This is a genomic window from Streptomyces sp. NBC_00984, assembly GCF_045162475.1.
Classification (GTDB): domain Bacteria; phylum Actinomycetota; class Actinomycetes; order Streptomycetales; family Streptomycetaceae; genus Streptomyces.
In genome coordinates this window covers 4,990,434-5,014,452 of the sequence record NZ_CP108734.1, presented here as the reverse complement: position 1 = coordinate 5,014,452, position 24,019 = coordinate 4,990,434, and the positions used below count along the sequence as shown (strand labels likewise).

Here is a 24,019-nt window from a genome sequence, read left to right as displayed (position 1 = left end):
GGTCTAAACCAATTCCGGGCAGACACTTGTCACCCGGCCTTTGGCCTGATGAGCTATGCCCCGGGACACAACGGACACCCTGGGAATGGGAGATGTCGTGAGCAACGAAAGCTTGGCCAATCTGCTGACTCAGGAGAGGAAAGAACTCTCGTTGCCTGACCTGCGGCTACGCTGCTGCGCGCGGTCCTAGCAAGGTCGGCTCGTCTTCCCAGACGGCCACAGCCACGGCGTACGCCGGAATCTCTGATCCATCCGGCGCGGTGCTCTTTGGGTAGGCCCACACCCCACGCAGCACGGTGCGAAGCATCGACCGCCGCGTCTCCACGGGTGTCACCTCCCACCGGTCGAGCAGACCGCGGATGACCGGCAGGTAGTCGGCCGGCCGCGCTTCTTCTTCGTCGGTCCGCTGCTCAAGCTCGGCAAGTTCAGCAGCTACCCCGGTCTGCTCGGCCATCAACCGGTCCCGCTCGCGGGTATACGAGTCCTCGGGGATCACGCCACGTGTGAGCAAATCGGTTTGCCGGTCTAGCTGCTGCTGAATTTCGGCGAGGCGTTCGCGGTGTCGCTGCCGAGCAGCGGTGAGCCGCTGCCGGGGCGTATCGGGTTCCTCGCGTCGCTGCTGCGGGATGCCTGCGGCCTCGGTCTCGATTGCTTCGGCCAGCTCGGCGAGCCGGTCGAGCACGGCGGCCTCTGCGACGGTGCGCAGGATGTACACCCCGTCACAGGTCTTGTTGTCTTTCATCTTTGAGCACCGGAACATGTATCCCGGCTTCTTGATCAACACTTTTCCGGCCCCGTAGGTGGCGCCGCCGGCCGCTGAGGCTGTGTTGCCGCAGCGCCCGCAGCGCATGTTCCCAGACAGTGCGTAGGCCGGTTTCCGGTTCCCGCTCGGGGTATTGCGAGCCTGCTCTCGCTTCTTCTTGTACGCCTCCCACACGTCTTCAGGCACGATCGGTTCGTGTGCTGCCGGTACCCACATGCGGTTGGCGCACAAGGCGCCGCGGGCAGCGGTCGAATCCGGGTCCTTGGGTGGGCAGTCGCAGTCGTCGGGGTGGTAGCGGATCCACCCGGCCGCAAATCCGCTGTCCATGTACCGGCTGAGCCCCGACTGAAGCCACGGTTTCCCTTTGGTCCCGATGTATCCCCTGCTCCCCAGCCATCCTGTGACTGATGCCATGGACTCGCCGTCAGCGATCCGTTCGTGTAGGTCGGTAACTACACGGCTGAGGTCATCGGGCTCGTACCACTCTCGGTGGATGACGCCCGCTTCTTCGTCGGTACGGCGACGGTGCCAGATGTACCCCCAGCGCTTCCCGCCGATGGCCGGCAGCCCGGCGGAGCGGCGGTGCTCGCGGGTTTCTGCCCATGACTGGCCGATCAAGTCGCTTTCGTACTCCGCGAATTTCAGACTGATGCCCTGCTGGAACCGACCGAACGGCGTGCGAGTGTCGGCTGCCTCGGTCGCGGATTCGAGGGTGCCGCCAGCAGCCTCAAGGCGGGCCAAATTCAAAGCGTTGCCGCGGCGGCTCCGCCCGAACCGGCTGTAGCGCCACACGGCGATGCCGCGGGCCTGGCCTTCTTCAACCCATCGGAGCCCTTCCGCAATGCGACGTTTCAGCAACCGCCCCGACACGTCTAGGTCTTCGATCCAGTGCACGATCTCCTTGTTGTTGCGCTCGGACCACGCCTTGATGGCAGTGCGCTGGATCTCGTCGGAGATCTTCTCCTCGTAGTAAGTGCTGACTCTGACGTATGCAACAAAGGGCTCACGCGTGGTGTCGCGTGAGCCCTTCAGGTGGTGTCGTTGGGTCACGTGGCTGTCTCCCGGGTGGGGCGCCGATCGAACGCCACGACGGAACATTCAGGCGGCGCGGTGAGGGTGATGTCGTGCTGGATGATGGCGCGTGCGAGAGCGGAACTGTCTGCTTGCGCCACTCGATAGGAGGCGTACTCGCGTGCTGCTCGAATACCGGTGACCGCTGAGACGATGACGCCCGTGGTGGTGACTATGGCTCCAGTCACGACGGAGGGGCCCACCGTCTCAAACGTGGCAATGCTGGTGAGGAGGATGGTGAGGCCCACCACTAGGAGCATGGCCGAGGATGAGGCGGTCAGGTAGACGGTACGAGCAGACACGATCGGGCCTTCCTAAGTGGTGCCCCCCTTGGCATGGAGAGCGCGGAGCAGGCTGAGCACTGCGGTTTGGTCGGCCGGGTCGGTGGCGCCGAGGGCTTCGAGTGCTTCAGCTTTTGTGATGGTGCGCGGCTTCGCCGTGGCCGGCAGTACCTCGGGGGGTAGGAGCCGCGCTCGTACGAGCATGGGAAGCACGGGTTCGCCGAGGGCTTGAGCGACTGCGAGCAGCGTGCGCATGTCGGGTTGGCCGGCGTTTCGGAGGAGTCGCGAGATGGTGGCGGCGGGAACGCCTGTGGCTTCAGCGAGCCTGGCGTTGGTGCCTCTCTCGTTCGGGTCGTATCCGTGCCGTGGGAGTGCCCACCGCAGCCAATCTCCGATGCTGGCGTCCAGTGGGGGTTCGGGGGTGGGGCGCGAGCCGATGGTCATGGACACAATGTATCGCGCATGAGCGGTTCTTTAATCTCTGCGCACACTTCTCACACATGCGTAACCCCCCTTGCGGTTTCCCGTTGGTCGCTCGGCAACGTTATCGCACATACGAGCGAGTAACAGCGAAACCGGTCTCTTTTTACTAGCACACCGTCACATCACCGCTACGGAAGACGAGTTCTCACTTTCACAACTCTCCCACGAATGTTCCACGCGTGATCGATACGTGTTATGTTTCATGCGTGATCGATCGCCGATCGCTCGTGACCGAGTGAGGTATCAGTGTCCTTCGACCCCCGCCCCCTCCGGGCCGCCGCTGCCGCCCGCGGCGACAACACCGTCACTGCCATTGCCGCCCGGCTGGGTGCGCCGTACCCCACCGTCCGCCGCTGGACCAGCGGACGCGGAGAGCCCAAGGGCGCCACCCTCGCCGCGATCCAGCGCATCTACGGCGTAACCCCCGCCTCGCTCTACCCGACCCCGGACACCGCGGCATGACAGAGCTGCACCGCCGCCAGGCCCTACGGGAAGCGGCCCGGATCTGGCGTCACGGTCTTGACGCCATGGACCGCATGAGCGTGGCCGACGCCGCCCGCGCCTGCTACTCCCCCGGCGGCCCGTCGCTCGCCGAGCTGGAGCAGCGCATCACCGCCGACCGCGCCGCCCGCACCATCCCGCAACGCCACCGCGCCGCCGCCTGACACAAGAAAAAAGGGCCGCCCGGATGCGACCCGGACGACCCACCACGACCCGTGAGGAGACACGACCCGTGAACCCGCAGACTACCCGCCGCCCGCTTCGCGCCGCGCTCGCCATCTACGGCGCCCGCAGCGCCCGCCAGCACCTCGCCCGCACCGGCGCGATCACCCGCCAGCTCGACCAGATCGCCCCCGGGACGGCCGAGGTCCACACCGTGCCCGTCACCATCGACGACCAGCCCCGCACGTGGGCGGTGCTGCTCAACGACCTCATCCAGCCGGTCACCACTGGCCACGATGCGCGTATGGCCGCCGTCCGACTGCTGCGCCACATGTACCCCCGCGCCGATTGGTCGACCCCGCAGCGGTACGACGTCCGCACCGGACACCTCACCCCGGACACCCCGACCGCGCCGGCCGCGCTCGACATCAACACCGCCGAGGTGACCCGATGATCCGGCCGACCCTCACCGCCGACGGGGACGCCGTGCGCCTCCCGATCCGTGACCAGCTGCTCGCCCCGCTGCTCGACGAACTGGCGACCGCGTACACCGCGAACCCGTCGCTGCTCAGCACGCTGCTGCGCGCGCACGCCGAGTCGGTGCGCCGCCTGGACCACGCCGTGACCGACGACACCGCGCCGGACTACGAGCGTGCGATCCGTGCCGCCGAGGCCGACGGCACCCGCGAGTTGCTGCTCGACGAGTTGCCCGCCGAGTGCGTGCTCGACCCGCAGCTGTCGCCGGACACCGCAATCACGCTCGCCGGTCAGCTGACCCGCCTTGCCGGACACATCCGCCACACCCGAAAGGCCACCCCGTGACCGTGACCGCGCTACACCCCAACCCGACCGCGCCGCTTGGTCCCACGCCTGTCCGGGCCCCTGACGTCGCCTACGTGCCTGCCCCGGACGGCACCCCCGTTGACACGCCCCGGGTATTCACTGCGATTGCCGCCGTAATGCGCGACGCGATGCCCGTCGGGAAGAACCAGCGGAACGAGCAGCAGAACTACAAGTTCCGCGGTATCGACGACGTGATGTCGGCCATGGCCGGTCCACTGCGAACGCATGGCGTGTTCATCCTCCCGACGATCGCCGACCACCAGACCCAGCGCGACGGAAAGATGACCCGAACCCTGATCACCATGCGGTATCGGGTGTACGGGCCCGCGGGTGACTGCCTGGTTGCCGACGTGCCGGGCGAGGCATTCGACTTTGCAGACAAGAGCACGAACAAGGCGCAGAGCGCGGCCCTGAAGTACTTGCTGTTCACGCTGTTCATGCTGCCTGTCGACGGTCGCAGCATCGATGACGGCGACCGCCAGCACCCGGAGCCCTCCGAGGAGCACCGCGCCGAGCGTGCGAACCAGCAGCAGCGCAGGGCCCAGCAGCGGCAACAGGGCAGCCAGCAGCAGAACCAACGGCAGGAGCGGCGCATCGACCGCGCCGAGCCCGGCCCGCAGCAGCAGCCCGCACGGCAGGGACCGGGCCGCGACTTCATCGCCGAGGCCACCGCCGCTTCCACCCCGCAGGAGTTCGCCAAGGTGCGGGCCGCCGCAGTCAAGGCCGGGGCGCCGGCCGACTACCTCGCCCGGCTTGACGCCGTGGCCGAGCAGAAGCGGACGGCCGCCCGACACCCGCAGGCATCCGCGTCGGACCTGACGAGGGACGCCAGCGCCGACGCCGAGGCCGCCGAGCAGGCGCTCAGGCTCGCCGCGTCCCGCGCCCAGCTCCCCACCCTGGACGCCGATTTCGAGCTGGTCTACGGCCTGCCGATCGAGCAGGCCACCGCGCAGCAGCTCAACACGTTCCGCGAGCGCATCGAGGCCGCCGGGGGTGCCCAGTGACCGACGTCGACCAGAAACCGCAGGCGCCGGATCCGGCGTACCTCGCCGCCATACTCCGCCACCGGCAGGCCATGGCCGCCCAGCTCGACCGCGCCAAGGCCATGTTCGCCGAAGTCGACACCGACGCCACCGCACTGCTCGCACAGCAGTACACGGCCACCAAGAGCACGAAGGCAGACGTCACCCTGCCGGACGGCGAGACCAAATTCGCCACCGTCACCCGTGTCGGAGGTGAGACCGAGGCGCAGGTAACCGACCGCGAGGCGTTCCACGCATGGGTGCGGGACACATACCCGGACCAGTGGAGTTTCAAAATCGTTCCTGCTCGCACGGAAACCGTCGTAGATGGCGCGTTCGCGGATCGGGTGCTGGCTGCTGTGACCGCCGCCAACGTGGCCGAGTACGCCGACCCCGAATCCGGTGTCGTGCACGACGTGCCCGGGGTTGCGATCCGGCCGACCCGCAAGGCGTATTTCCGGTGGTTGTTCACCCGCACGAGCAAGTCGCAGCCGCTCGACGGCCGCGAGTTGGCCGCGCAGGCGATCCGGGCCGGCCAGATCAGTACGGACTCGCCGCCCGCGCTTCCCGCCGCTGAGCAGCCCGCCGCCGAGTAGACCCCGTGGGGCCCGCTCCGCGTGGGCGGGCCCCGGGAAGGACACCATGAGCATCGCCCTGATGACCCCGGACGAGCGGGCCGCGATCACTGCCCAGCTCGGCACCGTCACCCCCGCCGCCGCCATGCTGGTCACGGACACCGTGGCCGCCGCCGCAGGCGTGCACCGCAGCGGGTACAGCGGCGCTGCTGTCGGCCGTCTCCTCGCCGCCGACATGCTTGCCCTGGCCGCACGGCTGGTTGAGGTCGAGCAGCTGCTCGACACCACCCGCCGCACCATCGCCGCCGCAGCCACCAGCGACTACCACCACACCGTTGCGGATCTGCTGTGGGAGTTGACGCAGGCCGAAGCGGGCATCTCGAATGCCGAGCTGGACCAGGCCGAGGCCGCTGCCACCGCCGAGGCCCGCGCGGAGGCCCTCCGATGACCGCAATCGACGACGCCACCCGCAACCGCTTGATCGCGCTACTGGAAAGCGGCGCCACCAACCGCGCCATCGCCGCCGAGCTGGGGCTCGACAAGACCACCCCGGCCCGGTACCGGCGCCTGCTCGGCATTGGCCCGGCCACCCTGCCGCCGCCCCGCCGCTGCACCCTCACCATCGACGAGAAGTGGGCAACGTTCGCCCGGCCGGCCGAAGACGGCCACATGCAGTGGACTGGCCGCCTCGCCTCGGGTGTCACCCCGGTCATGACGCATCAGAGCCGCACCATCATGGCCCGGCCGGTTGCGTACCGCATCCGCACCGGCCGTGACCCGGTCGGGTACGTCAAGCCCGGCTGTGGAGCCGCGTGGTGCGTCGCCCCGGAGCACCAGGAGGACGAGCAGGACCGCACCCGCGAGCGGGCCGAGCTTGGCACCATCCTGGGGCGCCGTACGTCCATTACCGAGTGCGCCCGAGGCCACGCCGTCGCCGGGCACCGCCGCTACCTCCCCAACGGCCGGGCGTACTGCGGCACGTGCCAGGACGAAGCCAGCCACGCCCGGCGGGCCGCCGCGTGACCGCCGCCGCCCGACTCGACCGGGCCCGCCGCCACCTGGACACCCCGCCGGCCGATCCGGTCGCCGGACAACTCGCGGTCAACCTCCGCGCCGTCCGACCGCCGCGCCCGTGCGGCCACGGCAACCCCCAGTGCCGCGCGCTCCCGACCCGCCCGTACGTATGCGGCCCGCGGTGCGAGGAGCACCAGCCGAGCCGGACCCGCCCCTACACCACCCGGGAGCAGCCGTGAGGGCGTTCTACCGCGGCTACAACAGCCGCTCCGGCCACCGCGCCGCCCAGGTCCGCCGCCTCCACATCATGCGCGAGGACGGCAAGTTTCCCGGCCGGTCCGGCGAGTGCAACGCCGCCGGATGGGCCCACCGCGACAGCGACCCGGTGATTCTCGACCCACTGCCGGCCGAACCGCCGCCGGGGCTGAAGTGGTGCCCCGCCTGCATCGGCCGAGCAGCCGAACGCGCCGGGCTGCTCGCCCAGTTCGCCGCCACTCTCGCCACCCCGCAGTAACCCCCGCACGCCCCGGGGCGAGGACGAGCCCACCGCCCCTCGCCCCGGGCGCCCCACCCGCACAGGAGTCACCTTGACGCTCGACGCGCAGGACTGGGTATGGACCCGGTCCCGGTCCCGCGGCAACACGCGGCTACTCATGCTCGCCATCGCCGACGCCATCACCGGCCTGGACGCCACGGCCACCATGGGCACGGCCGAGATCATGGCCAGGCTGAACACCGCGGCCAAGTCCACCGCAAGGGATGCCGTCACTGCCGCTCTTGCTTCCGGCGAACTGGTCATCGACCAGCCCGGGGCCGGGTCGCGGGCCGCCCGCTACTGCATCCCCGGAGCCGTCAACTACGTCCGTAGCGGTCGGGAATCCCGGACACAAACCGCCCCCGCCCAGCGGTCGGGAATCCCGGACACAACGAATCAGCGGTCGGGAATCCCGGACACAACACCGCCCGCTACCGGTCGGGAATCCCGGACACAACCCATAGAGCCCGAAAACGGTTTGTGGTCGGAATTCCCGGACGCTTGTGGTCGGGAATCCGGTACCCATCACTCACCCAAGAGTGAGGGAGTGAATGAAGGTGTGAGGGAAGACGGCCCGCCGTCGTCCATCGCCCCCGACTTCGCCGTTGAGCTGGTCGACAAGATCACCGCCTCACAGATCTACGTCGCATGGGATCTCACGCCCGGCGAATGGCTCCGCATCGACGCCATGCTGAAGCGCTCCGGCACCGACATGCTCGCCACCGTCGCCGCCCGCGCTGCGGCCAAGAAGCCCGTCAGCCACGCCCGGTACTTCCTGCGCGCCTGGCAGTCGCTCCCCGCGCTCCCCGCCCCCGGAACCGTCCCCGCCCAGCACACGGCCGGCCCCGGAGCCAACGTCATCCCCTTTGCCGCCCCCGCCGCCCCGACCGGCCCCCGCCCGCTCGGCCGCGCTGCCCGTGCTGCCGCAGTCATGGCCGCCGCCCTCGAACAGGAGAACCACGCATGATCCGCACGCACGTCGCCATGCTGCTGGCCTACGCCGACAAGCTCGACCCCAACCGCGCCCCCACCGACGAAGACGCCATTCTCGAACGTCTCGACGCATGGGCCGAAGTCCTCGAAGACGTCGAAGCCAAGGCCACCCACCCCGACGGCCACGACTGGAACGCGGCCCACGCCGTCCGCAAGCACATCGCCACGTCGCCCTTCCCGATCAAGGCATCCGACGTCAGCCGTCCGTGGCACGCCTTCAAGGCTGACCTGCTACGCCGCCACACCGGCACGTTCGAGCCCAACGAACACCCCCACGTCGACCCCGACGACATCTCTGCCTACCGGGCCGCGCTGCTCGCCGACAACCACGCCGTCAGCACCGGACAGCGCCCGCCCACCCCCGTACGCGCCATCGCCCCCGCGCCCCAGGGCATCACGGAAGACGACGTTCAAGCGATGCGCCAGCAGGGCGACTTGATCCGGCACATGAAAGACGCTCACCGTGCCGCCCGCGCCGACAACGCCCGCCGAAAGAAGTTGGTCGCCCGGTACCCCGACCTGAGCGACCAGCTGTATGCCCTGCCTGGCCATGCCGCATGGTCCGGATCGGTCGGCGGTAACCCGCGCACCGCCGCGATCGTCGCCGAGGCCGAGCAGCGCGCCGCCACCGCCCGACAGGAGCAGGCCGCATGAACCGCAACACCAAGCACCCCAGCCGCACGTACAAGCGGAAGGCCAACAGCGGCGACCGCACCCGCGGTGGCCGTACGTGGCGCATCACCGCGTCATGGGACGCCCGCCCCGACCGGCCGGCCACCCGGACCACGACCGACCGCAAGGCCCGCGACCGCATGATCACTACATTCGTCAATCAGGGCGGGTACGTGATCGTTGAGGAGGCCAAGGGGTTCAAGTGGCGTACCTGGCGCGAGTTCGACGGCCCCGCCGAACTTGCCGCACGGGAACGCGCCGAGCGGGACCAGGCCGCCGCCGAGGAGCGCGAGCAGCGGCACCGCGCCGACTACGAGCAGCAGCTCGCCCGGAACGTCACCGCCCGCGCCATCGAGGCCGCGGCCGAGCACGATGCCATGGACCGCATCATGCGGCGCCCGCCGATCGCCCGCGCCGCCACCGGCCAGGCCACCGCCCGCCACATCACCGGTAGCCAGCGATGACGCCCCGCCTCACCGCTGCGCAGGCTGCGGAAGCCGTCCCTGACGGCACGTTCGGCCAGGCCCGCGCCATGCGCGAGGACCCGGGCTACGTGCCCTACCCGACACACCCCCTGGAAGCTGCCAGGCGCCGCGAAATCCTGCTCGCCGCACTCCGCGACCACCGCGCCGCCGAACGGCCCCTGGAAGGCGCATAGCCCCGCCGCAGGGGGGTGCGCCGCAGGTAGCCAGCACACCCCCCTGCACGCTATGTTTCATTCACGCACGATCGAAGTGCATGCACGCTCGAACTGAGAGCCCCGCGCTCAGACCAGAAAGGACCCGCCCATGGCCCGGCCCCGCCCCACCGCCGCATGGCGCTACTGGTCCCGCGTCCGTTTCGACGGCCCCGTCTCCCTCCACCGGCAGGCCCCCGGCCGCTGCTGGACCTGGACCGCCGGACTCAACAACCGCGGCTACGGCGGATTCAAGTACGCCGGTCGCGTCATCGGCGCTCACCGCTGGTCGTACGAGCAGCTGCTCGGCGAGATACCGGCCGGCCTGGAACTCGACCACCTCTGCCGCAACCGCGCCTGTGTCCGCCCGGACCACACCGAGCCCGTCACCCACCGCGTCAACACGCTCCGCAGCACCGGCCCCACCGCCCGCGCCGCCCGCGCTACGCACTGCCCCCACGGCCACCCGTACGACGCCGCGAACACCTACGTGACGCCCGCCGGACACCGCCAGTGCCGCGCATGCCACCGCCGCCGTACCGCGCCCGTAATCCAGCTCCACCCCACCACCACCGAAAGGCAGGCCGCCTGATGGCAGGCGAAACCCTGATCACGATCGTCGGCAACTTGGTCGACGACCCCGAACTCCGCTTCACCCCGGCCGGCCACGCGGTCGCGAAGTTCCGCATCGCCAGCACGCCGAGGACTTTCGACAAGTCCACGAACGAGTGGAAGGACGGCGACGCGCTGTTCCTCACCGTCACCGCATGGCGGTCGCTCGGCGAGAACGCGGCCGGCAGCCTCGCCCGCGGCATGCGCGTCATCGTCCGCGGCGCTCTCAAGCAGCGCTCCTACGAAGACCGCGAGGGCATCAAGCGCACCGTCTACGAGATCGAGGCCGAGGAGATCGGCCCGTCGCTCAAGTCCGCGACTGCCGCCGTCACCCGGACCAACGGCAACCAGGGCTCGGCGCAGCGCCAGCAGCAGCCCAGCAGCGGCGGATACGGCGCCCAGCAGCCCCAGAACGACCCGTGGGCCACGCAGCAGCCCAGCAGCGGCGGATACGGCGACGAGCCCCCGTTCTAACCCCGGGCGCCGACGTCCGGTCGCCGCCCGCACCGCGCGCGCGAGCACCCGCGCCGCTTCCCCTCGCTCGACTCCACACGAGACAGGAACACCACCGTGAACCACACCCCGCACCCCGCCGAGCAGCTGCTCGCCGAACTGGTCGACGACCTCGCCCACGAGCGCCGCGCCCCGCAGATCGCTGCCGACTACCTCGCCCGCCATCGCGTTATCGTGCTGGCCGAAGGCGCCGACGCGATCAGCGCACTGCCGCAGGACTACGAATGCGACCCGGGCCGCGGGGACGCCGCCGAGCTGCTGCGCCGCATGGCCACCGACGGCGCCGAGCGCCCCGCCGCCGAGATCATCCGCGAGCAGCGCGACAACATCACCTTCAACCGCGGCGACATGGTGGCCGCCCTCCGTGACGCCCTGCTCGACCCGGCCCAGCACACCCCCGCCAGCGCCGAGGCCGCCGCCCGCGTGCTGCTCGCCGCCCATACCCGCCAACTCGCCGCCGCTGCCCGCGAGCACGCCACCCAGCGCAACACGGAGATGCGCGCGACCGGTGACCGCAGCCGCACCGCCGCCGTCACCGGCATGAACACCATCGCCCGCCTGCTCGACGCCCGCGCGACCCTGTTCGACCCGCAGCCCGAGGAGCAGCCCGCGGCCCCGGCCGCCGAGCAGCCCGCCTACCGCTTCACACAGCTTGCCGTGTCCTGCCCCCGCTGCAAGGCCCCCATCGGACAGCTGTGCACCAGCCACAACGGCACCCGCGTCCGCCGCACCGACACCCACATTGCCCGGTCCGACGCGTACCACGCGCAGGAGGCCGGCCGATGACGTACCGCGAACGCCTCGCCGCCCGCCGACACCGCCGCATCCTCGCCGCACTCCCGCCCGTCACCATCCGGGCCACCGAGGCTGAGCAGCGCGACCCCGAGTGGTGCCACACCCACCAGTGCCACAGCTCCCAGTGCCAGCACTGACCACCTGACCCACCCCCGGGGCGCCGCCACCACGCGGCGCCCCCGACCGTCGGGAGCCACCATGGCCCGCAACATCGGAGCCGACCGCAACGGCGACGTCTACCGCGCCGTCATCCACTTCACCAACCGCACCGGACAGCAGTGGACCGAGTACGAAGGCCCGTACGCCAAGCCCGGCGCCGCCCGCGCCCGCGTCACCTTCTGGGGCAACCACATGGCATGCAGCGGCGGTAGTGCCACCGGCCACATCGAGAAGGCCACGACGACATGGGAGCGCGTCTGATGGCACGCCGCACCATGGCCGACCGGCGCCGCCGTACCGCCGAGCGCGAAGCCCGCCGCGACGTCCTCGCACACCTCCTGTCCCGCGTCGACCGAGGCGTCATCACCGATGCCGAACGCCCGCTGCTGCGCGCCCACGTTGAGGCCGAGTTGCGTGACTCCGACGACTTGCGCCGCACCGTGGGCGGGCAGCAGACCGCCATTCAGCGCCAGGCCGCCCAGCTTGCCGCCGCGCACGACGCCATCCGCGAAGCCGAGCAGCAGGCCGCGGACTACCTCGGACAGCTGGACATGTACCGCACCGTTGAGGAACTGCGCCGCCCCGACCGCGCCGCCCGCATCCGGGCTTTCCTCGCCGAGCAAACCGCCCACCTGATCACCCCGGAGCCGCAGCCGTGACCACCACCCCCGAGCAGGCCCTTGCCACCATCGAGCAGGGTCTCGCCGCACTCGTCCCCGGCATCCGCGCCGAGCTGGCCAAGTCGACGGCCGCGGTCGCCGAGGCTGAGCAGGCCCTCGCCGTGGAGGAGGAGCGCACCGCCCGCCACTCCCATTGGCTCACCGACATTCGCAACGCGTGCGGCGCCCCGGACTGGCCGAGCCTCGCCGACACCGTGCACCAGCTGGCAGCCCGCGCCGAGCAGGCCGAGCAGCGCCTCTCCAGCATCCGCAGCATGGCCGACGGATGGGAACGCCGGTTGCCCGCCACCATCCGCACAGCCACCGCAGCGCAAGCCGTACGCCAAGCCGCCGATGGCGACGACCGCCCCGTCATGTTCGAGATCCCCAGCCCGGATAAGCGGCAGCGCGCCGAGGCGACCCTCGCCAGCATCCGTGACGCCCGGCAGTGGGCCGACGTCTGGTCACACATCGGCATGCACTACGGATGGACCCCCGAGCAGGCCGGCCAGCGTGCCCGTACCCTCCGCCGCGCCGACCAGCAGGAAGCCCACGCCCGCGCCAAGACCACCACCGAACTCGGCGCCCGGTACATGGCCGCCGCCGACCGGTACCGGTCCGCATGGCAGTCCGCCCGCCGCCGGGCCGCCACCGCCGACCGCTACCGCCGCAACGCCGAGGCCCTTGCCGCCAAGAAGCGCCGCGCCGCCGAGCGGGTACTCGACTGGACCGACTCCTTGTGGGAGCAGCAGCAATCGAAGATCGCCGACGCCGAGGCCCGAGCCGAGCAGGCCAAAGCCGCCATCGAACGCGTGCGGGCCCTGCATGCCCCTGTCGACCACAACGGCCGCAGCATCTGCGTTGACTGCTCTGGATACGGCAACGGCAGCACCGACAACTCGCCCGTTCCTTACCCCTGCCCGACGATCGCCGCTCTCGCCGAGCAGCCCACCATTGCTGAGGAGCCGCGCCCGTGACCACCCACACCGCACCCGACGCCACCGCCACCATCGCCGCATACGACCTCCGAGCCGTCCGCGAGCAGTGGGGCGACCTCCTCGCCGCGATCGGCCGGCCGCCCCGCGCTGAGTGGCCGCCCCGCGACTCCCGCGCACTCGGAGCCGTTGCCGAGGAGGCCGACGAACCGGCCGTCGGCCGACTTCCGCTCGTGCTCCGCGAGCACCCCGCCCCGCTCAACCTCGGCGCCCTGGACGCCGCGATCAGCGTGGAGCAGGCCCTGTTTGAGTCGTGCGACGTCATCGCCGCCGCCTTCCAGCGCCCCGTTCGCCGCCGCCGCGTAGCACTGCGCAGCTTCCCGCCCCGCACGGTCATGCGCGAGGACCAGGCCGACCGCGACGACCCCGCCCGCTGGCACTACCCCGCCCCCACCTCCCCCGGCAGCCGCGCCTACGGCCTCCACTGGGCCGCGTGCTGGCTCGAAGGCCGCGCACTCGGCGAGCAGGTCGGCGACCTCTTCACCCCCCTGTCGCCGCTCGTGATCGACGACCTCGCCGCCGTCGCCCGCCGCGCCCGTACCCGCGTTGAGACCGCACTCGGCCGCGACGGGCGCCCGACCGCGCTTGACCGGTCGTGCCCGTACTGCCGAGGCCACCTCACCGCCCACACCCGCAGCGGCGACCCCATGGCCGCCACAGTGGTCTGCTCGACCGGCTCGGCGTGCACCGCGCCCGTGCTGCTCGACCGCGGCCGGCGGGTATGGGCGGGGGCCGACCTGGTCGGGTTGTACGTGGCGCTGGAGTCTGCGCAGCGATGAACCACCCGAGGGGCGCCGGAAGTTGGCCGGCGCCCCTTTACTCTGCCCACTTGCGGTACTCGGTACCGCTCAACTACGGTACCTAGTACCGCAAGGCTCCACACCTTGCCCACACCACGGGAGCACCCCCATGGACACCCACGCCGTGCAAGGCGCAGCACACCAGGCCACCGGCCACTACCGCCGCCCCGGAACCCGCACCCTCTACTGCGGACGCCCCGCCGGAGGCCGCAACGCGATCTTCGCCGCCGTCCGCGGCTGGAAACTCTGCCGATCCTGCGCCAAGGCCGAGCAGCGCGACCGCACCGAGGCCGCCACCGTCGCCGAGCAGCACCTCGCCGACGCTCCGGCCGCCCCAACACCGGCCCCCGCACGCCCCCGCCGTACCACCCCGACCGCGCCCGCCTACGTCTACGGCGCACAACAACTCGTCATCATCGGCCACCCCGCGCCCGCACAAGGCGCGCTTTTCGCGGCACGCTGAAAGGACACCATGAGCAACGACAACCAGAAGCCCACCAGTCGCATGCAAGAGGCGCTGCTCACCCTCCTCGCCGCCCACGATCAGGAGGTAGCCGCCGTCAAGAACGCCCCCACAACGACCACCCTCGCCACCCTCGCCGCGGACTACACCTACGCCGTCACGGACGAGCAGCGGGCCACGCTCGCCGCCGACGTCACCGACCGCATCACCCTCGCCGAGGCCGGCACAATCCGCCGCGCCGCCGAAGCGATCAAGCTCGGCACCCCCGGCATCATCGCCCGCGAAGCTGCGGCCGGCACCGACACCGCCACCATCGCCGCCGCACTCGGCGTGACCACGTCCTACGTCCGCCGCATCATCCGCGAACACAAGCCCCAGCCCACCACCGACGAAACCATGCACCGCCTTGCCGAGGGCATCGCAGCCATCGCCGCAGGCCGCCGATTCTCCTGGCGTATCGACACGCAGGATACCGACGGCACATGGCTCGACCGCGAACACGGCGAGGACGACGCCGCGCCGGCCACCCTTGCCCAGCTCGCCGAGCGCCTGCTCGCCGGAACCGGCGACCGCGACCGCCGCGCCCGCATCTTCGTGTGGGAAGGCGATGAAGGCCACGACGCCGGCGCCGTCTACCACGCCGAGCGCGACGCCCAGTAGTCCCACACGCAAGCGGGCCCGCCCACGACTCCACATCGCGAACGGGCCCTCACCACAGACGGGAAGCACCCCCGACCATGGCTGACAAGAAGCCTACCCAGACCAAGGCCCCGACCATCCCCGCAGTCGGCAAACCGCTATCCGTGCGCGTCCAGGACGAAGGCATGCGCGACGATCTCGCCGTCATTATGCGTACCGGCTGCACCGCATCCGACGCCGTACGACAGGCCCTCTACATGCTGGCAAACGCGTACTACGCAGCATGGGAACTCGGCGGTTACCCGCCCGGCACCGTGCCACAGATCACCGCCCACCAACTCGCCCCGTACGATGCCCGGCAGGCCACTGACCAGGCCGTATGACACCAAGCAGCACCCGTACGACACGCTGCGCCCCGCTGTACGACACGGCGGGGCGCAGCCGTACGACCGGACGGCCCGAACGTTGCGCGCGGGAGCCACCACAACCCTCCGGGCGCCTCGCCTGTCTCACAGAGCACAGACCTACGTACGGAGAGTGCCATCGTGAGACCCGCTGCTGTCCTGCTCGCCGCCGCCGCGCTGCTCGCCCTGACTGCCTGCTCGGCCGAGGACGACGCGAAGCCAGCCGCGCCAAAGGCGAGCGCCCCAACCGTCGACCATTCGGCCGCTGAGAAGGCTGCGGGTATCCCGCCAGCCCCGACCGGGGACGCCCGCGACGCGTACCTAGACGCGATCGCGGCTGTTGACCCGCAGATCATCGTGGACGAGGAGAAGGCGATCGACGCCGGGCGCAACCAGTGCGCTTCGATCACGAGCCCCAAGGCCGATTGGGCAGCAGCGCAGCGGTTCGGGAATGATGCCCGGCCGTTGACAGACGCGCAGGGCAAGGCACTGAACGAGGCACTGCGCAAGACCCTCTGCCCGAAGTGACATTGCCCGCCGTTATCGATCTGTGATCTAATCAGGGCGACCCCGGCATGCCCGGAAACGGATGGTCGTCTGCCACCGGAAACGGCAGCACCCGCGCACAGCGGCTCAAGCCGACCACCACGAACGCCCCGTCGCTCCCTCACCGCGACGGGGCGTTTCGCATGCCCGGACACAGACCACCGCGGCGAGGAGGTGACGCGTACCCATGGGCCGACCCATCACTGAGACAGACCGGCGAGCGGTACGCCGCCACCACGCCGCGGGCATGACCCGCAACGACATCGCCAGGAAGATCAAGCGCTCGCCGAGCACAGTCTCGAAGCTTGCCGCAGACATGGGGCTTACCTTCGACCGCGCCGCCGAGGTAGCCACGGCCACAGCCGTACGCAAAGCGGACCTTGACGCACGGCGTACCGAACTGGCCGCCACCCTGCATGCCGTTGCCGAGCGCGAGATCGGGCGCATGACACAGCCGCAGCTCTATTTCGAGTGGGGCGGATCCATGCACTCGTACGCCGAGCGCATGCAGCCCGAGCCGACGCCGGCCGACCGGCGCACCATGATGGCCACCGCCGGGGCCGCGCTCGACCGCTCCCTCAAGCTGGTACCGCCGAAGACCGACCCCGGCGAGCAGGGGCGCAGCGTGATCGGCGACTTGATGGCCGGTCTCGCCAGGGACTACGCGGCCCGCCACGGTGGCCCGCCCGCAGAGGCCGAGGAGGAATCGGAGGCCGCCGCCGATGGGCAGTAGCCTCGCCCTCTCCCCGAAGCAGATCGACTCCATCATGGAGGCCCGCGCCTTTCAGAACATCTGGGAAGGCTCGGTTCGCTCCGGCAAGACGATCGCCTCACTGCTTCGCTGGCTCGACTTCGTGGCCGACCGGCCCGAGGGTGGCGAACTGGTCATGGTCGGCCGGACGAGGGATTCGCTCGCCCGGAACGTGTTCGGGCCGCTCACAGACCCGAGCATCTTCGGGCCGCTCGCCCGCGACATCACGTACACCAACGGCGCCCCCACCGCGCACGTGCTCGGCCGCACCGTGCACACGCTTGGCGCCAACGACGCCCAGGCCGAACCGAAGGTCCGCGGCCTCACCTGCGCCGGGGCGTACGTCGACGAGCTGACCACGCTCCCCAGGACGTTCTACGACCAGCTCAACGCCCGCTGCTCGATCGAGGGCTCGAAGATCTTCGGGACGACCAACCCGGACAACCCGAACCACTGGGCCCGCAAGGAATACCTACTCCGTCCGCGCGAGACCCGGCTACGGTCCTGGCACTTCGTCATGGACGACAACCCGGGCTTGTCCGACGGGTACAAGGCGCGCACCAAGTCGTCGTACCGAGGGCTGTTCTACAAGCGGAACGTCTTGGGCTTGTGGGTCATGGCCGAGGGCGCCATCTACGAGGCGTACGACGAGGCAACGCACGTCGTCGACGAACTGCCGGAGATACGCCGGTACTGGATCGGCGTGGACTACGGCACGGTCAATGCGACGTCCGTGATCCTGCTCGGTCTCGGTGTCGACGACCGGCTGTACGCGTGCGCAGAGTGGCGCCACGACTCCCGCCAGGCGCAGCGGCAGATGACCGACGCGCAATACTCCGCCGCCATTCGCGAGTGGGTGACTGAGCAGGGCATTCGGCCCGAGTGGACGTTCATCGACCCGTCCGCCGCCAGCCTTATTACGCAACTCTGGTCTGACGGATACCCGGGCATTGCCCGCGCCACCAACGACGTTGCCGACGGAATCCGGTCCGTGGCATCCGCCCTCGCCGCAGACCGGCTCCGCATCCACCGGTCATGCACCGGCCTGCTCGACGAGCTACCCGGATACGTGTGGGACGAGAAGGCCGCCGAGAAGGGCGAGGACAAGCCAGTGAAGCTCAACGATCACTCGGTCGACGCGCTCAGGTACGCCGTCCACTCCACCGCCCATGAATGGCGGCACCTACTCACCATGCCGACCACCGAGGAGGCGACCGCAGCATGACCATGCCCGCGAACGGGGCGCCGTGGCCGCCGCCGCAGATGGCCGCACACTATGCCGAGATCCGTACGGATGACGCTTGGTACGCCGGTGACCGGCGCCGCCTCGCCCGCCTGTACACCCACGCCACGGAACGGGAGCAGCGCCGGTCACTGTGGGGACGCCGCAGCCTTGACCACACACCGCGCCGCGATCAGCGCCTGCACGTTCCGCTGCCGGGCGATATCGCGTCGACCAGCGCAGATCTGCTGTTCGCGGACATGCCCATGATCACCCTCGCCGACACCGCCACTCAGGACCGGCTCACCGACCTGATCGAGCACGGCCGCGTGCACTCCGCGCTGCTGTCGGGTGCCGAGCAGGCCGCCGCGCTCAGCGGGGTATATCTGCGTGTCACATGGGACCGCACCGTCGCCGCCGCCCCGATCCTCACCGTCGTACAGCCAGACGCCGCCATTCCTGAATGGTCATACGGAATGCTGCGCGCCGTCACGTTCTGGCGCGAGCTGGACGGGGCATCGACGGATACCATCTACCGGCATCTCGAACGACACGAGCCCGAGGCCATCCGGCACGCCCTGTTTGAAGGCACCAAGGACAACCTTGGCCGGGCCGTGCCGCTCACCGAGCACCCCGAGACAGCCGATATCGCGGCCTCGCTCGACGCCGACGGCGACGGGCAGACGATCAGCACCGGTATCCCGCAGCTCACCGCCGCCTACGTGCCGAACCAGCACCCGAACCGGCTGCACCGCGGGTCACCGCTCGGCCGCAGCGACTATGCAGCCCCGCTACACGACCTGTTCGCGTCGCTCGACGAGACATGGACGTCGTGGCTCCGCGATATCCGACTGGCCCGCGCTCGGCTGATCGTGCCGGCCGGATACCTGCGCGACGAAGGCCCAGGCCACGGCGCGGCTTTCGACGACGACCGCGAAGTGTGGTCACCCGTCAACATGCCCCCGAACGATGCGGGCAGCGGCATCACGCTGTCTCAGTTCCTGATCAGGGTCGAGGAACACCAGCGAACGGCCGAGGCGATCACCCGCCAGGCCGCACAGTCCGCCGGATACTCAGCGCAGAGCTTCGGGCTCGATGCTGGCGCGGCCGCGGTCACCGCGACCGAAGTGGACGCCCGCAAGGACCGCAGCATGGTCACGCGAAAGAAGAAGGTGGGGTATTGGCGATACCCACTCGCCGACATGCTGCACGTGATGCTGCTACTCGACAAGGCACTGTTCGGAGCGACGATCATCCCGGACCGGCCGCGCGTCGATTTCGGGGACGGAGTGGCCGAGTCCGAGCAGGCACAGGCAACCACGCTCGACCTACTCAACCGGGCCGGAGCCGTCTCGGCCGCCACCAAGGTCAAGATCCTGCACCCCGATTGGGACGATTCCGAAGTCCAGGCCGAGGCCGCCGCGATCCTTGCCGAGACCGGCGCAGCGGCGCCCGACCCGGCCGGATCATTTCCTTTCGGGTAGAAATCTAGTGAATCTTGTCCCAAGCGTTCGTTTCTCGGTTCCAGCCGTACATGCCGACGCCTTGCGGGATAGCTCCCAAGAGAATCCAACGTTGCCAATCCCTACTCCATTCGATTCGAGGAACAGGGGAATCAAGCAATTCCGGGACGAGCGCTCGATCAAGGGCAAGCAAATGAGCGATGGCCTCGGCTGGAAGGTCAGCATGAACCGTCACAACCCATCCCCGCTCACTGCGTAGATTGACCGGCTGCGGCGATTCAGGATTCCCACTCGAATTGCCGGGCAATTCTCGACGAAGAAATGCCCGCAGTGCGCTGCGCGTACCGCTTTCGATCGCACCCGCGAACTTCTCACCAAAATGAGTAGCAACAGACTGTAGGAAGGGCGTCAACGCCATCCCTACAGCCACAGTGGCGGCGACTTCGGAAAGACGACCAAGGGCCTTATCTTGGGGATTCCACCCAAACTCGTCACGACCCACTTGATCTTTAAATGACTCCAGCAACTCAATGAGTTCATTCACTTCTCCATCTTCCTCTTGATATTTCGACATTCTGCCTCCCCTCGAAGCGGAGCACGGCAATTGAAGCGCCCCGGTTTCTAGGTTAGAGGCAAACAGGGGGTGGGGGGTGCCGTTTCACCCGGGCATGGTTGAAGACCTCGCCGCCGGTACACGTGACCTGTACGCCGCTGCCGAGGAACGCCTACTCGGCATCATCGCGAGGCAGTTGGAGGGCGGGTATGACTCGCCGCAGTGGGCCGAACGGAAGCTGAGCGCAGTCTCGGCACTGCGCCGCGCGTCTCAGGGCGTAGTCGACGAACTCGGCCAGGCCGTCACGCTGGAAGTCTTCAACGTGACGGCCGAGGCGTACAACGTCGGCCACCGCGCCGGAGTCGCCGAACTCGGCGCACTGTCTGACGACGCCCGCCGGCTGGTCGACGACATCACCCCGCAGGCGCAAGCCGTCGACCGCCTCGCACAGCAGACCGTCGACCGCGTCACCGACACCCACCGCAGCATTCTGCGGACCATCGTCGACCGCTTCCGGGCGATCGTGGCGCAGGTGGCCGCGACACCGCTTCTTGGTATCGGCACCCGCCGCCAGGCCACGCAGGACGCCATGCAGCGATGGGCGGACGAGGGAATCACCAGCTTCACCGACCGCGCCGGCCGCCGCTGGAAACTCACCTCCTACGCCGAAATGGCCGTCCGTACCGGGGTGGCCCGAGCGGCGACCGAGAGCCACATGCGGACGCTGGAGACGGCCGGCGTCGAGCTGGTCATCGTCAGTAACGCTCCGCGCGAGTGCCCGCTCTGCCGCCCGTGGGAGTCGCAGATTCTCGCGATCAGCGGCCCGGACGGTGCCCGCACGGTCAAGGCCGAGCACGCGACCCAGGACGGCGAGCAGGTGCCCGTGCACGTCGCCGGGACGCTCGACGAAGCACGCCGGGCAGGGCTCCAACATCCGAACTGCCGTCACAGCGTCGCCGCGTACACACCGGGCATCACCCGCCCGCCCGCGCACGGGGGCAGCGACCCCGAGGGGTACGAGGCCGGGCAGCGACAGCGCGCCATTGAGCGCGCCATCAGGAAGTACAAGAACCGCGCCGCCGCAGCGACCACGCCCGAGGCCACCCGCGCCGCGAACGCCAAGGTCAGGCAGTGGCAGGGCGCCATGCGTGACCACCTTGCCGCAAACCCGGACCTGCGCCGTCTCCGCGCCCGCGAGCAGCCCGGGGCCAGCAACCTACCGAAGCCCGCTGCTGTGCCCAGCAGCCCGTACGTACAGGCCGCCCGCGTACGCTCCGGCGACGCCGCGACCATGCGCGAGATGACCGACGAGGAAATGGGCACCGCCATGCGGGCCGCCTCGCTCGACGACGCCGACCGCGGCCGAATCGCGGCCGAGCTGGACCGCCGCTACCCGCCCGACCCGCTGCCGGCCGCAGCCGCAACCGGTGACGCCGTGGCGAACATGCTCGCCGACCGGGCCGCGGTTGACGATGCACTCGCCCCCCTGCCGGAGCCGGAGGAGTGGGGCGCACTCGCCAACGATGCGAAGTTCGCGGACGAGTTGGCCGCCGCGGTCAAGGCCGCCGAGGAGCGCGGCACCGAAGCGCGCGACCGGATCACCAGGGCCAAGGCGCGCGAGATGTACGCCGAGTATGTCTACCGGCAGTATCTCGACGCCGAAGAGGCCTGCCGCGGGTACCTACTCAACAAGCGCGCGCAGGTCGACGGCATCGACCCCATGTCTCTGTTCAGCGGGCCCGCTCGTATTGCGCACGCCCGTGCTTCCGACGAGTTGCGCGAATGGTGGGCGAAGCACGGCCGGTTGACGCAGGCTGAGTTCATTGAGAAGGCGACCGGCGAGCGGCAGCGCTGGGCCGAGGGCGCCCGTAAGAACGAGTCGGACCACCAGAACAAGAGGTGACCATGGGGACGCGCGAGGACGTCACACGGGCCGTAGGCGAGGGGGCCGAGGCTGGGCGCCGCGGCGACCTTCCGACCGTATGCCCGTATCCGCGCACGTCTCTGCTGCGCTCGGCATGGGTCCGCGGGTACGCCCGCGCCCGCCCGCTCACCGCCGACGACGCCCGCGCCGAGTAGGCGCACCACAGACCGCACCACCCCGGGGCCCGCCAGGAGCGGGCCCCTTCTGCATGCCCACGCCCGCCAGGAGCGGGCCGGACGCCCCAGGAGGGCAACCCATGAGCGAGACCACGACCAGCACCGGAACCGGGGACACCGGGCAGCAGGGCGACCCCACGGGGACCGGGCAGGATCCGGCGACCACCGCGCCGCCGAGCACCAACCCGGCCGCCACGACCGGTGACGGGCAGGACCCGGCCGCGACGATCGCCCGACTCGAATCGGACCTTGCCGCCGCCCGCAAGGAGGCGGGGAAGACCCGTGTCACGGCGAAGCAGCAGGCAGCCGACGACGCACGCTCGCAGTTTGCGCAGGAGATCGGCAAGGTGCTCGGTCTGGTGCCGGGCGACACTCCGACGGACCCCGCGCAGCTGACGCAGCAGCTCACCGAGTCGCAGGCTCAGGCCCGACAGACCGCGGTCGAACTTGCGGTGTACCGCACCGCGCGTGCCGCCGGGGCCGACCCTGACGCCCTGCTCGACTCCCGGGCGTTCGCGGCCTCGCTCGCCGACACCGACCCGAGCGACACCGACGCCATTACCGCCGCCATCAAGGCCGCAGTGCAGGCAAACCCCAAGCTCGGCGGCGCGCCGGCCGGACCGCCCCGCGGCGGCGCCGACTTCACCGGCACCCAGGCCGGAGGCGTCACCCCCGCACAGTTCGCCGCCATGGGCTACGCCCAGCGCGCCGAGCTGTTCCAGACCGACCCCGACACCTACCGGCGCCTCGCCGGATAACCCCGAGGAGTACCCATGGCTGAGACCAAGGCCGCGAACCTGATCGTCCCCGAAGTCTGGGGCGACATGGCGCAGGCGAAGTTCACCGGCGCCGTGCGCGTTGGCGCATCGTCCGCTGTCCTCACCGACAACACCCTGACCGGCCAGCCCGGTGACACGATCAACTTCCCCAAGTGGACCGCGCTCGGCGAACTCGACGACCTCACCGAGGCCGTGGCCATGGGCACCACCGCCATGAACCAGACGTCGGACAAGGCCACCATCAAGGAGGCCGGTAAGGCGGTCGAGCTGACCGACACCGCCGTTCTGACCGCGCTCGGCGACGCGAACGCTGAGGCCCATCGGCAGTTCGGCATTCTCGCGGCCCGGAAGGTCGACGCGGCCCTGATTGCGCAGGCGCAGGCCAACGAGACCGCGCAGGGCGGAGGGAACCCGTACAGGATCACCACCGCCGCCGGGAAGACCCTGTTCACGTGGAACGATGCGGTTGTTCCCGCGATCGCAGCATTCGGCGACGAGTGGGATCCGGCGGAGTTCGCCGGAATCTTCCTCAACTCGGCGCAGCTGGCCGACGCGTACGCCGACGAGCGGTTCATCGACGCGTCCAAGCTGGGCGCTCAGACCCCCGTGACGACGGGGCAGATTGGCGTCATCGCCGGACTGCCCGTGATCATCACCAACCGGATCGCCGCTGGCACGTTCATGCTGCTCAAGCGCAACAGTCTGGGGCTGCTGTACAAGCGGCGCCCGCTGGTCGAGACCGACCGCGACATTCTCAAGCGCACCACCGTCATCGCCACCACCGTGCACTACGCCGTGAAGAGGCTGGACGACAAGGGTGTGTGCATCGGCACCCTCGCCACCACCTGATCAGAGAGGAGTACGCCGCCGTGCTGTTGCGCCGCCACCACAAACCGGCCCCGACCGAGCCCAACGAGCAGACCGAGAGCGCCCCGCAAGCCAAGCCCGCGGGGCGTCCGCCGTCGAAGCCCAAGC

Annotated in this window: 37 protein-coding genes; 33 read left to right on the top strand and 4 right to left on the bottom strand. The window is 69.9% G+C overall.

Translation table 11 applies throughout. The features are described 5' to 3' along the window. Positions 1 to 166: 166 nt before the first annotated feature. The 3 genes from OG520_RS22410 to OG520_RS22400 are packed head-to-tail and all read right to left on the bottom strand — an operon-like array spanning position 167 to position 2,559. Complete coding sequence (locus tag OG520_RS22410; protein WP_406014365.1) at positions 167 to 1,813, bottom strand: recombinase family protein; 1,647 nt, start codon at positions 1,811 to 1,813, stop codon at positions 167 to 169. Further along, a complete protein-coding gene (locus OG520_RS22405) occupies positions 1,810 to 2,136 on the bottom strand; it encodes a hypothetical protein (protein WP_406014364.1) in 327 nt (108 codons plus the stop codon). The genes OG520_RS22410 and OG520_RS22405 overlap by 4 nt, the downstream gene beginning before the upstream one ends. A 12-nt stretch (positions 2,137 to 2,148) precedes the next feature. Beyond that, positions 2,149 to 2,559 carry a helix-turn-helix transcriptional regulator gene (locus tag OG520_RS22400; protein WP_406014363.1) on the bottom strand — a complete coding sequence of 137 codons (411 nt, stop codon included), beginning with the start codon at positions 2,557 to 2,559 and terminating at the stop codon, positions 2,149 to 2,151. A 285-nt stretch (positions 2,560 to 2,844) separates the two neighbouring features. On the opposite strand from OG520_RS22400, the gene OG520_RS22395 reads away from it, so the two are divergent. The 29 genes from OG520_RS22395 (at position 2,845) to OG520_RS22255 (ending at position 19,633) form a co-directional block, all read left to right on the top strand. Next, positions 2,845 to 3,060 carry a helix-turn-helix domain-containing protein gene (locus OG520_RS22395; RefSeq protein ID WP_406014362.1) on the top strand — a complete coding sequence of 72 codons (216 nt, stop codon included), beginning with the start codon at positions 2,845 to 2,847 and terminating at the stop codon, positions 3,058 to 3,060. Beyond that, a complete protein-coding gene (locus OG520_RS22390; RefSeq protein ID WP_406014361.1) occupies positions 3,057 to 3,263 on the top strand; it encodes a hypothetical protein in 207 nt (68 codons plus the stop codon). Before OG520_RS22395 ends, OG520_RS22390 begins: the two co-directional genes overlap by 4 nt. A gap of 68 nt (positions 3,264 to 3,331) precedes the next feature. Further along, positions 3,332 to 3,715 carry a hypothetical protein gene (locus OG520_RS22385; RefSeq protein WP_406014360.1) on the top strand — a complete coding sequence of 128 codons (384 nt, stop codon included), beginning with the start codon at positions 3,332 to 3,334 and terminating at the stop codon, positions 3,713 to 3,715. Then, positions 3,712 to 4,083 (top strand): hypothetical protein, encoded by a 372-nt coding sequence (locus OG520_RS22380; protein WP_406014359.1) that lies wholly within the window; start codon positions 3,712 to 3,714, stop codon positions 4,081 to 4,083. Before OG520_RS22385 ends, OG520_RS22380 begins: the two co-directional genes overlap by 4 nt. Beyond that, positions 4,080 to 5,108, top strand: a complete 1,029-nt coding sequence (locus OG520_RS22375) for an ERF family protein (protein ID WP_406014358.1) — start codon at positions 4,080 to 4,082, stop codon at positions 5,106 to 5,108. The genes OG520_RS22380 and OG520_RS22375 overlap by 4 nt, the downstream gene beginning before the upstream one ends. After that, positions 5,105 to 5,722, top strand: a complete 618-nt coding sequence (locus OG520_RS22370; protein WP_406014357.1) for a hypothetical protein — start codon at positions 5,105 to 5,107, stop codon at positions 5,720 to 5,722. Before OG520_RS22375 ends, OG520_RS22370 begins: the two co-directional genes overlap by 4 nt. A 46-nt stretch (positions 5,723 to 5,768) precedes the next feature. Further along, on the top strand, positions 5,769 to 6,149 hold the full coding sequence (locus OG520_RS22365; RefSeq protein WP_406014356.1) for a hypothetical protein: 381 nt from the start codon (positions 5,769 to 5,771) through the stop codon (positions 6,147 to 6,149). Continuing rightward, the gene (locus OG520_RS22360; RefSeq protein WP_406014355.1) at positions 6,146 to 6,724 is read left to right on the top strand and encodes a hypothetical protein; all 579 of its coding nucleotides are present in this window, start codon (positions 6,146 to 6,148) and stop codon (positions 6,722 to 6,724) included. The genes OG520_RS22365 and OG520_RS22360 overlap by 4 nt, the downstream gene beginning before the upstream one ends. Next, positions 6,721 to 6,954 (top strand): aromatic ring-opening dioxygenase LigA, encoded by a 234-nt coding sequence (locus OG520_RS22355; RefSeq protein WP_406014354.1) that lies wholly within the window; start codon positions 6,721 to 6,723, stop codon positions 6,952 to 6,954. Before OG520_RS22360 ends, OG520_RS22355 begins: the two co-directional genes overlap by 4 nt. Further along, positions 6,951 to 7,229, top strand: a complete 279-nt coding sequence (locus OG520_RS22350; protein WP_406014353.1) for a hypothetical protein — start codon at positions 6,951 to 6,953, stop codon at positions 7,227 to 7,229. Before OG520_RS22355 ends, OG520_RS22350 begins: the two co-directional genes overlap by 4 nt. Before the next feature lie 580 nt (positions 7,230 to 7,809). After that, complete coding sequence (locus OG520_RS22345; RefSeq protein ID WP_406014352.1) at positions 7,810 to 8,217, top strand: hypothetical protein; 408 nt, start codon at positions 7,810 to 7,812, stop codon at positions 8,215 to 8,217. Beyond that, on the top strand, positions 8,214 to 8,897 hold the full coding sequence (locus tag OG520_RS22340) for a cell surface glycoprotein (protein ID WP_406014351.1): 684 nt from the start codon (positions 8,214 to 8,216) through the stop codon (positions 8,895 to 8,897). The genes OG520_RS22345 and OG520_RS22340 overlap by 4 nt, the downstream gene beginning before the upstream one ends. After that, entirely contained in the window at positions 8,894 to 9,379 is a 486-nt protein-coding gene (locus OG520_RS22335) for a hypothetical protein (RefSeq protein ID WP_406014350.1), read from the top strand. Before OG520_RS22340 ends, OG520_RS22335 begins: the two co-directional genes overlap by 4 nt. A 68-nt stretch (positions 9,380 to 9,447) precedes the next feature. Continuing rightward, positions 9,448 to 9,573 (top strand): hypothetical protein, encoded by a 126-nt coding sequence (locus OG520_RS22330; RefSeq protein WP_406014349.1) that lies wholly within the window; start codon positions 9,448 to 9,450, stop codon positions 9,571 to 9,573. Positions 9,574 to 9,703: 130 nt separating this feature from the next. Continuing rightward, the gene (locus OG520_RS22325; RefSeq protein ID WP_406014348.1) at positions 9,704 to 10,183 is read left to right on the top strand and encodes an HNH endonuclease signature motif containing protein; all 480 of its coding nucleotides are present in this window, start codon (positions 9,704 to 9,706) and stop codon (positions 10,181 to 10,183) included. Continuing rightward, positions 10,183 to 10,677 (top strand): single-stranded DNA-binding protein, encoded by a 495-nt coding sequence (locus OG520_RS22320; RefSeq protein ID WP_406014347.1) that lies wholly within the window; start codon positions 10,183 to 10,185, stop codon positions 10,675 to 10,677. The genes OG520_RS22325 and OG520_RS22320 overlap by 1 nt, the downstream gene beginning before the upstream one ends. 96 nt (positions 10,678 to 10,773) lie before the next feature. Then, the gene (locus tag OG520_RS22315; RefSeq protein WP_406014346.1) at positions 10,774 to 11,502 is read left to right on the top strand and encodes a hypothetical protein; all 729 of its coding nucleotides are present in this window, start codon (positions 10,774 to 10,776) and stop codon (positions 11,500 to 11,502) included. Beyond that, a complete protein-coding gene (locus OG520_RS22310) occupies positions 11,499 to 11,648 on the top strand; it encodes a hypothetical protein (protein ID WP_406014345.1) in 150 nt (49 codons plus the stop codon). The genes OG520_RS22315 and OG520_RS22310 overlap by 4 nt, the downstream gene beginning before the upstream one ends. A gap of 61 nt (positions 11,649 to 11,709) precedes the next feature. Continuing rightward, on the top strand, positions 11,710 to 11,931 hold the full coding sequence (locus tag OG520_RS22305) for a hypothetical protein (protein WP_406014344.1): 222 nt from the start codon (positions 11,710 to 11,712) through the stop codon (positions 11,929 to 11,931). Continuing rightward, positions 11,931 to 12,329 (top strand): hypothetical protein, encoded by a 399-nt coding sequence (locus tag OG520_RS22300; protein ID WP_406014343.1) that lies wholly within the window; start codon positions 11,931 to 11,933, stop codon positions 12,327 to 12,329. The genes OG520_RS22305 and OG520_RS22300 overlap by 1 nt, the downstream gene beginning before the upstream one ends. After that, the gene (locus tag OG520_RS22295; protein WP_406014342.1) at positions 12,326 to 13,306 is read left to right on the top strand and encodes a hypothetical protein; all 981 of its coding nucleotides are present in this window, start codon (positions 12,326 to 12,328) and stop codon (positions 13,304 to 13,306) included. The genes OG520_RS22300 and OG520_RS22295 overlap by 4 nt, the downstream gene beginning before the upstream one ends. Beyond that, on the top strand, positions 13,303 to 14,103 hold the full coding sequence (locus OG520_RS22290; RefSeq protein WP_406014341.1) for a hypothetical protein: 801 nt from the start codon (positions 13,303 to 13,305) through the stop codon (positions 14,101 to 14,103). Before OG520_RS22295 ends, OG520_RS22290 begins: the two co-directional genes overlap by 4 nt. A 130-nt stretch (positions 14,104 to 14,233) precedes the next feature. Continuing rightward, positions 14,234 to 14,587 (top strand): hypothetical protein, encoded by a 354-nt coding sequence (locus tag OG520_RS22285; protein WP_406014340.1) that lies wholly within the window; start codon positions 14,234 to 14,236, stop codon positions 14,585 to 14,587. Positions 14,588 to 14,596: 9 nt separating this feature from the next. Next, on the top strand, positions 14,597 to 15,247 hold the full coding sequence (locus tag OG520_RS22280) for a hypothetical protein (RefSeq protein WP_406014339.1): 651 nt from the start codon (positions 14,597 to 14,599) through the stop codon (positions 15,245 to 15,247). Positions 15,248 to 15,324: 77 nt separating this feature from the next. Further along, positions 15,325 to 15,609 carry a hypothetical protein gene (locus OG520_RS22275; RefSeq protein ID WP_406014338.1) on the top strand — a complete coding sequence of 95 codons (285 nt, stop codon included), beginning with the start codon at positions 15,325 to 15,327 and terminating at the stop codon, positions 15,607 to 15,609. A 162-nt stretch (positions 15,610 to 15,771) separates the two neighbouring features. After that, positions 15,772 to 16,158, top strand: a complete 387-nt coding sequence (locus OG520_RS22270; protein WP_406014337.1) for a hypothetical protein — start codon at positions 15,772 to 15,774, stop codon at positions 16,156 to 16,158. Positions 16,159 to 16,423: 265 nt separating this feature from the next. Continuing rightward, complete coding sequence (locus OG520_RS22265; protein ID WP_406014336.1) at positions 16,424 to 16,909, top strand: helix-turn-helix domain-containing protein; 486 nt, start codon at positions 16,424 to 16,426, stop codon at positions 16,907 to 16,909. Next, positions 16,899 to 18,152 (top strand): PBSX family phage terminase large subunit, encoded by a 1,254-nt coding sequence (locus OG520_RS22260; RefSeq protein ID WP_406014335.1) that lies wholly within the window; start codon positions 16,899 to 16,901, stop codon positions 18,150 to 18,152. The genes OG520_RS22265 and OG520_RS22260 overlap by 11 nt, the downstream gene beginning before the upstream one ends. Then, positions 18,149 to 19,633 carry a phage portal protein gene (locus OG520_RS22255; RefSeq protein ID WP_406014334.1) on the top strand — a complete coding sequence of 495 codons (1,485 nt, stop codon included), beginning with the start codon at positions 18,149 to 18,151 and terminating at the stop codon, positions 19,631 to 19,633. Before OG520_RS22260 ends, OG520_RS22255 begins: the two co-directional genes overlap by 4 nt. Before the next feature lie 4 nt (positions 19,634 to 19,637). Here OG520_RS22255 and OG520_RS22250 read toward each other — a convergent pair whose 3' ends face one another. Continuing rightward, positions 19,638 to 20,186: a hypothetical protein gene (locus OG520_RS22250; RefSeq protein WP_406014333.1), complete on the bottom strand. Its 549-nt coding sequence runs from the start codon at positions 20,184 to 20,186 to the stop codon at positions 19,638 to 19,640. Positions 20,187 to 20,280: 94 nt separating this feature from the next. Here OG520_RS22250 and OG520_RS22245 point away from each other — a divergent pair, with 94 nt between their 5' ends. The 4 genes from OG520_RS22245 (at position 20,281) to OG520_RS22230 (ending at position 23,893) form a co-directional block, all read left to right on the top strand. Next, positions 20,281 to 22,068 (top strand): phage minor capsid protein, encoded by a 1,788-nt coding sequence (locus OG520_RS22245; protein ID WP_406014332.1) that lies wholly within the window; start codon positions 20,281 to 20,283, stop codon positions 22,066 to 22,068. Between the two features lie 2 nt (positions 22,069 to 22,070). Then, the gene (locus tag OG520_RS22240) at positions 22,071 to 22,244 is read left to right on the top strand and encodes an Rmf/CrpP fold protein (RefSeq protein WP_406014331.1); all 174 of its coding nucleotides are present in this window, start codon (positions 22,071 to 22,073) and stop codon (positions 22,242 to 22,244) included. Between the two features lie 101 nt (positions 22,245 to 22,345). Then, positions 22,346 to 23,023 carry a hypothetical protein gene (locus OG520_RS22235; RefSeq protein WP_406014330.1) on the top strand — a complete coding sequence of 226 codons (678 nt, stop codon included), beginning with the start codon at positions 22,346 to 22,348 and terminating at the stop codon, positions 23,021 to 23,023. Between the two features lie 15 nt (positions 23,024 to 23,038). Continuing rightward, positions 23,039 to 23,893, top strand: a complete 855-nt coding sequence (locus OG520_RS22230) for a N4-gp56 family major capsid protein (RefSeq protein ID WP_406014329.1) — start codon at positions 23,039 to 23,041, stop codon at positions 23,891 to 23,893. Positions 23,894 to 24,019 lie beyond the last annotated feature (126 nt).

Coding starts and splice junctions, on each gene's coding strand:
- OG520_RS22400 (WP_406014363.1), bottom strand. CDS start 2,559: ATGACCATCGGCTCGCGCCCCACCCCCGAACCCCCACTGGACGCCAGC.
- OG520_RS22390 (WP_406014361.1), top strand. CDS start 3,057: ATGACAGAGCTGCACCGCCGCCAGGCCCTACGGGAAGCGGCCCGGATC.
- OG520_RS22380 (WP_406014359.1), top strand. CDS start 3,712: ATGATCCGGCCGACCCTCACCGCCGACGGGGACGCCGTGCGCCTCCCG.
- OG520_RS22365 (WP_406014356.1), top strand. CDS start 5,769: ATGAGCATCGCCCTGATGACCCCGGACGAGCGGGCCGCGATCACTGCC.
- OG520_RS22360 (WP_406014355.1), top strand. CDS start 6,146: ATGACCGCAATCGACGACGCCACCCGCAACCGCTTGATCGCGCTACTG.
- OG520_RS22340 (WP_406014351.1), top strand. CDS start 8,214: ATGATCCGCACGCACGTCGCCATGCTGCTGGCCTACGCCGACAAGCTC.
- OG520_RS22335 (WP_406014350.1), top strand. CDS start 8,894: ATGAACCGCAACACCAAGCACCCCAGCCGCACGTACAAGCGGAAGGCC.
- OG520_RS22330 (WP_406014349.1), top strand. CDS start 9,448: ATGCGCGAGGACCCGGGCTACGTGCCCTACCCGACACACCCCCTGGAA.
- OG520_RS22325 (WP_406014348.1), top strand. CDS start 9,704: ATGGCCCGGCCCCGCCCCACCGCCGCATGGCGCTACTGGTCCCGCGTC.
- OG520_RS22320 (WP_406014347.1), top strand. CDS start 10,183: ATGGCAGGCGAAACCCTGATCACGATCGTCGGCAACTTGGTCGACGAC.
- OG520_RS22310 (WP_406014345.1), top strand. CDS start 11,499: ATGACGTACCGCGAACGCCTCGCCGCCCGCCGACACCGCCGCATCCTC.
- OG520_RS22305 (WP_406014344.1), top strand. CDS start 11,710: ATGGCCCGCAACATCGGAGCCGACCGCAACGGCGACGTCTACCGCGCC.
- OG520_RS22300 (WP_406014343.1), top strand. CDS start 11,931: ATGGCACGCCGCACCATGGCCGACCGGCGCCGCCGTACCGCCGAGCGC.
- OG520_RS22285 (WP_406014340.1), top strand. CDS start 14,234: ATGGACACCCACGCCGTGCAAGGCGCAGCACACCAGGCCACCGGCCAC.
- OG520_RS22280 (WP_406014339.1), top strand. CDS start 14,597: ATGAGCAACGACAACCAGAAGCCCACCAGTCGCATGCAAGAGGCGCTG.
- OG520_RS22275 (WP_406014338.1), top strand. CDS start 15,325: ATGGCTGACAAGAAGCCTACCCAGACCAAGGCCCCGACCATCCCCGCA.
- OG520_RS22265 (WP_406014336.1), top strand. CDS start 16,424: ATGACCCGCAACGACATCGCCAGGAAGATCAAGCGCTCGCCGAGCACA.
- OG520_RS22260 (WP_406014335.1), top strand. CDS start 16,899: ATGGGCAGTAGCCTCGCCCTCTCCCCGAAGCAGATCGACTCCATCATG.
- OG520_RS22255 (WP_406014334.1), top strand. CDS start 18,149: ATGACCATGCCCGCGAACGGGGCGCCGTGGCCGCCGCCGCAGATGGCC.
- OG520_RS22250 (WP_406014333.1), bottom strand. CDS start 20,186: ATGTCGAAATATCAAGAGGAAGATGGAGAAGTGAATGAACTCATTGAG.
- OG520_RS22245 (WP_406014332.1), top strand. CDS start 20,281: ATGGTTGAAGACCTCGCCGCCGGTACACGTGACCTGTACGCCGCTGCC.
- OG520_RS22240 (WP_406014331.1), top strand. CDS start 22,071: ATGGGGACGCGCGAGGACGTCACACGGGCCGTAGGCGAGGGGGCCGAG.
- OG520_RS22235 (WP_406014330.1), top strand. CDS start 22,346: ATGAGCGAGACCACGACCAGCACCGGAACCGGGGACACCGGGCAGCAG.
- OG520_RS22230 (WP_406014329.1), top strand. CDS start 23,039: ATGGCTGAGACCAAGGCCGCGAACCTGATCGTCCCCGAAGTCTGGGGC.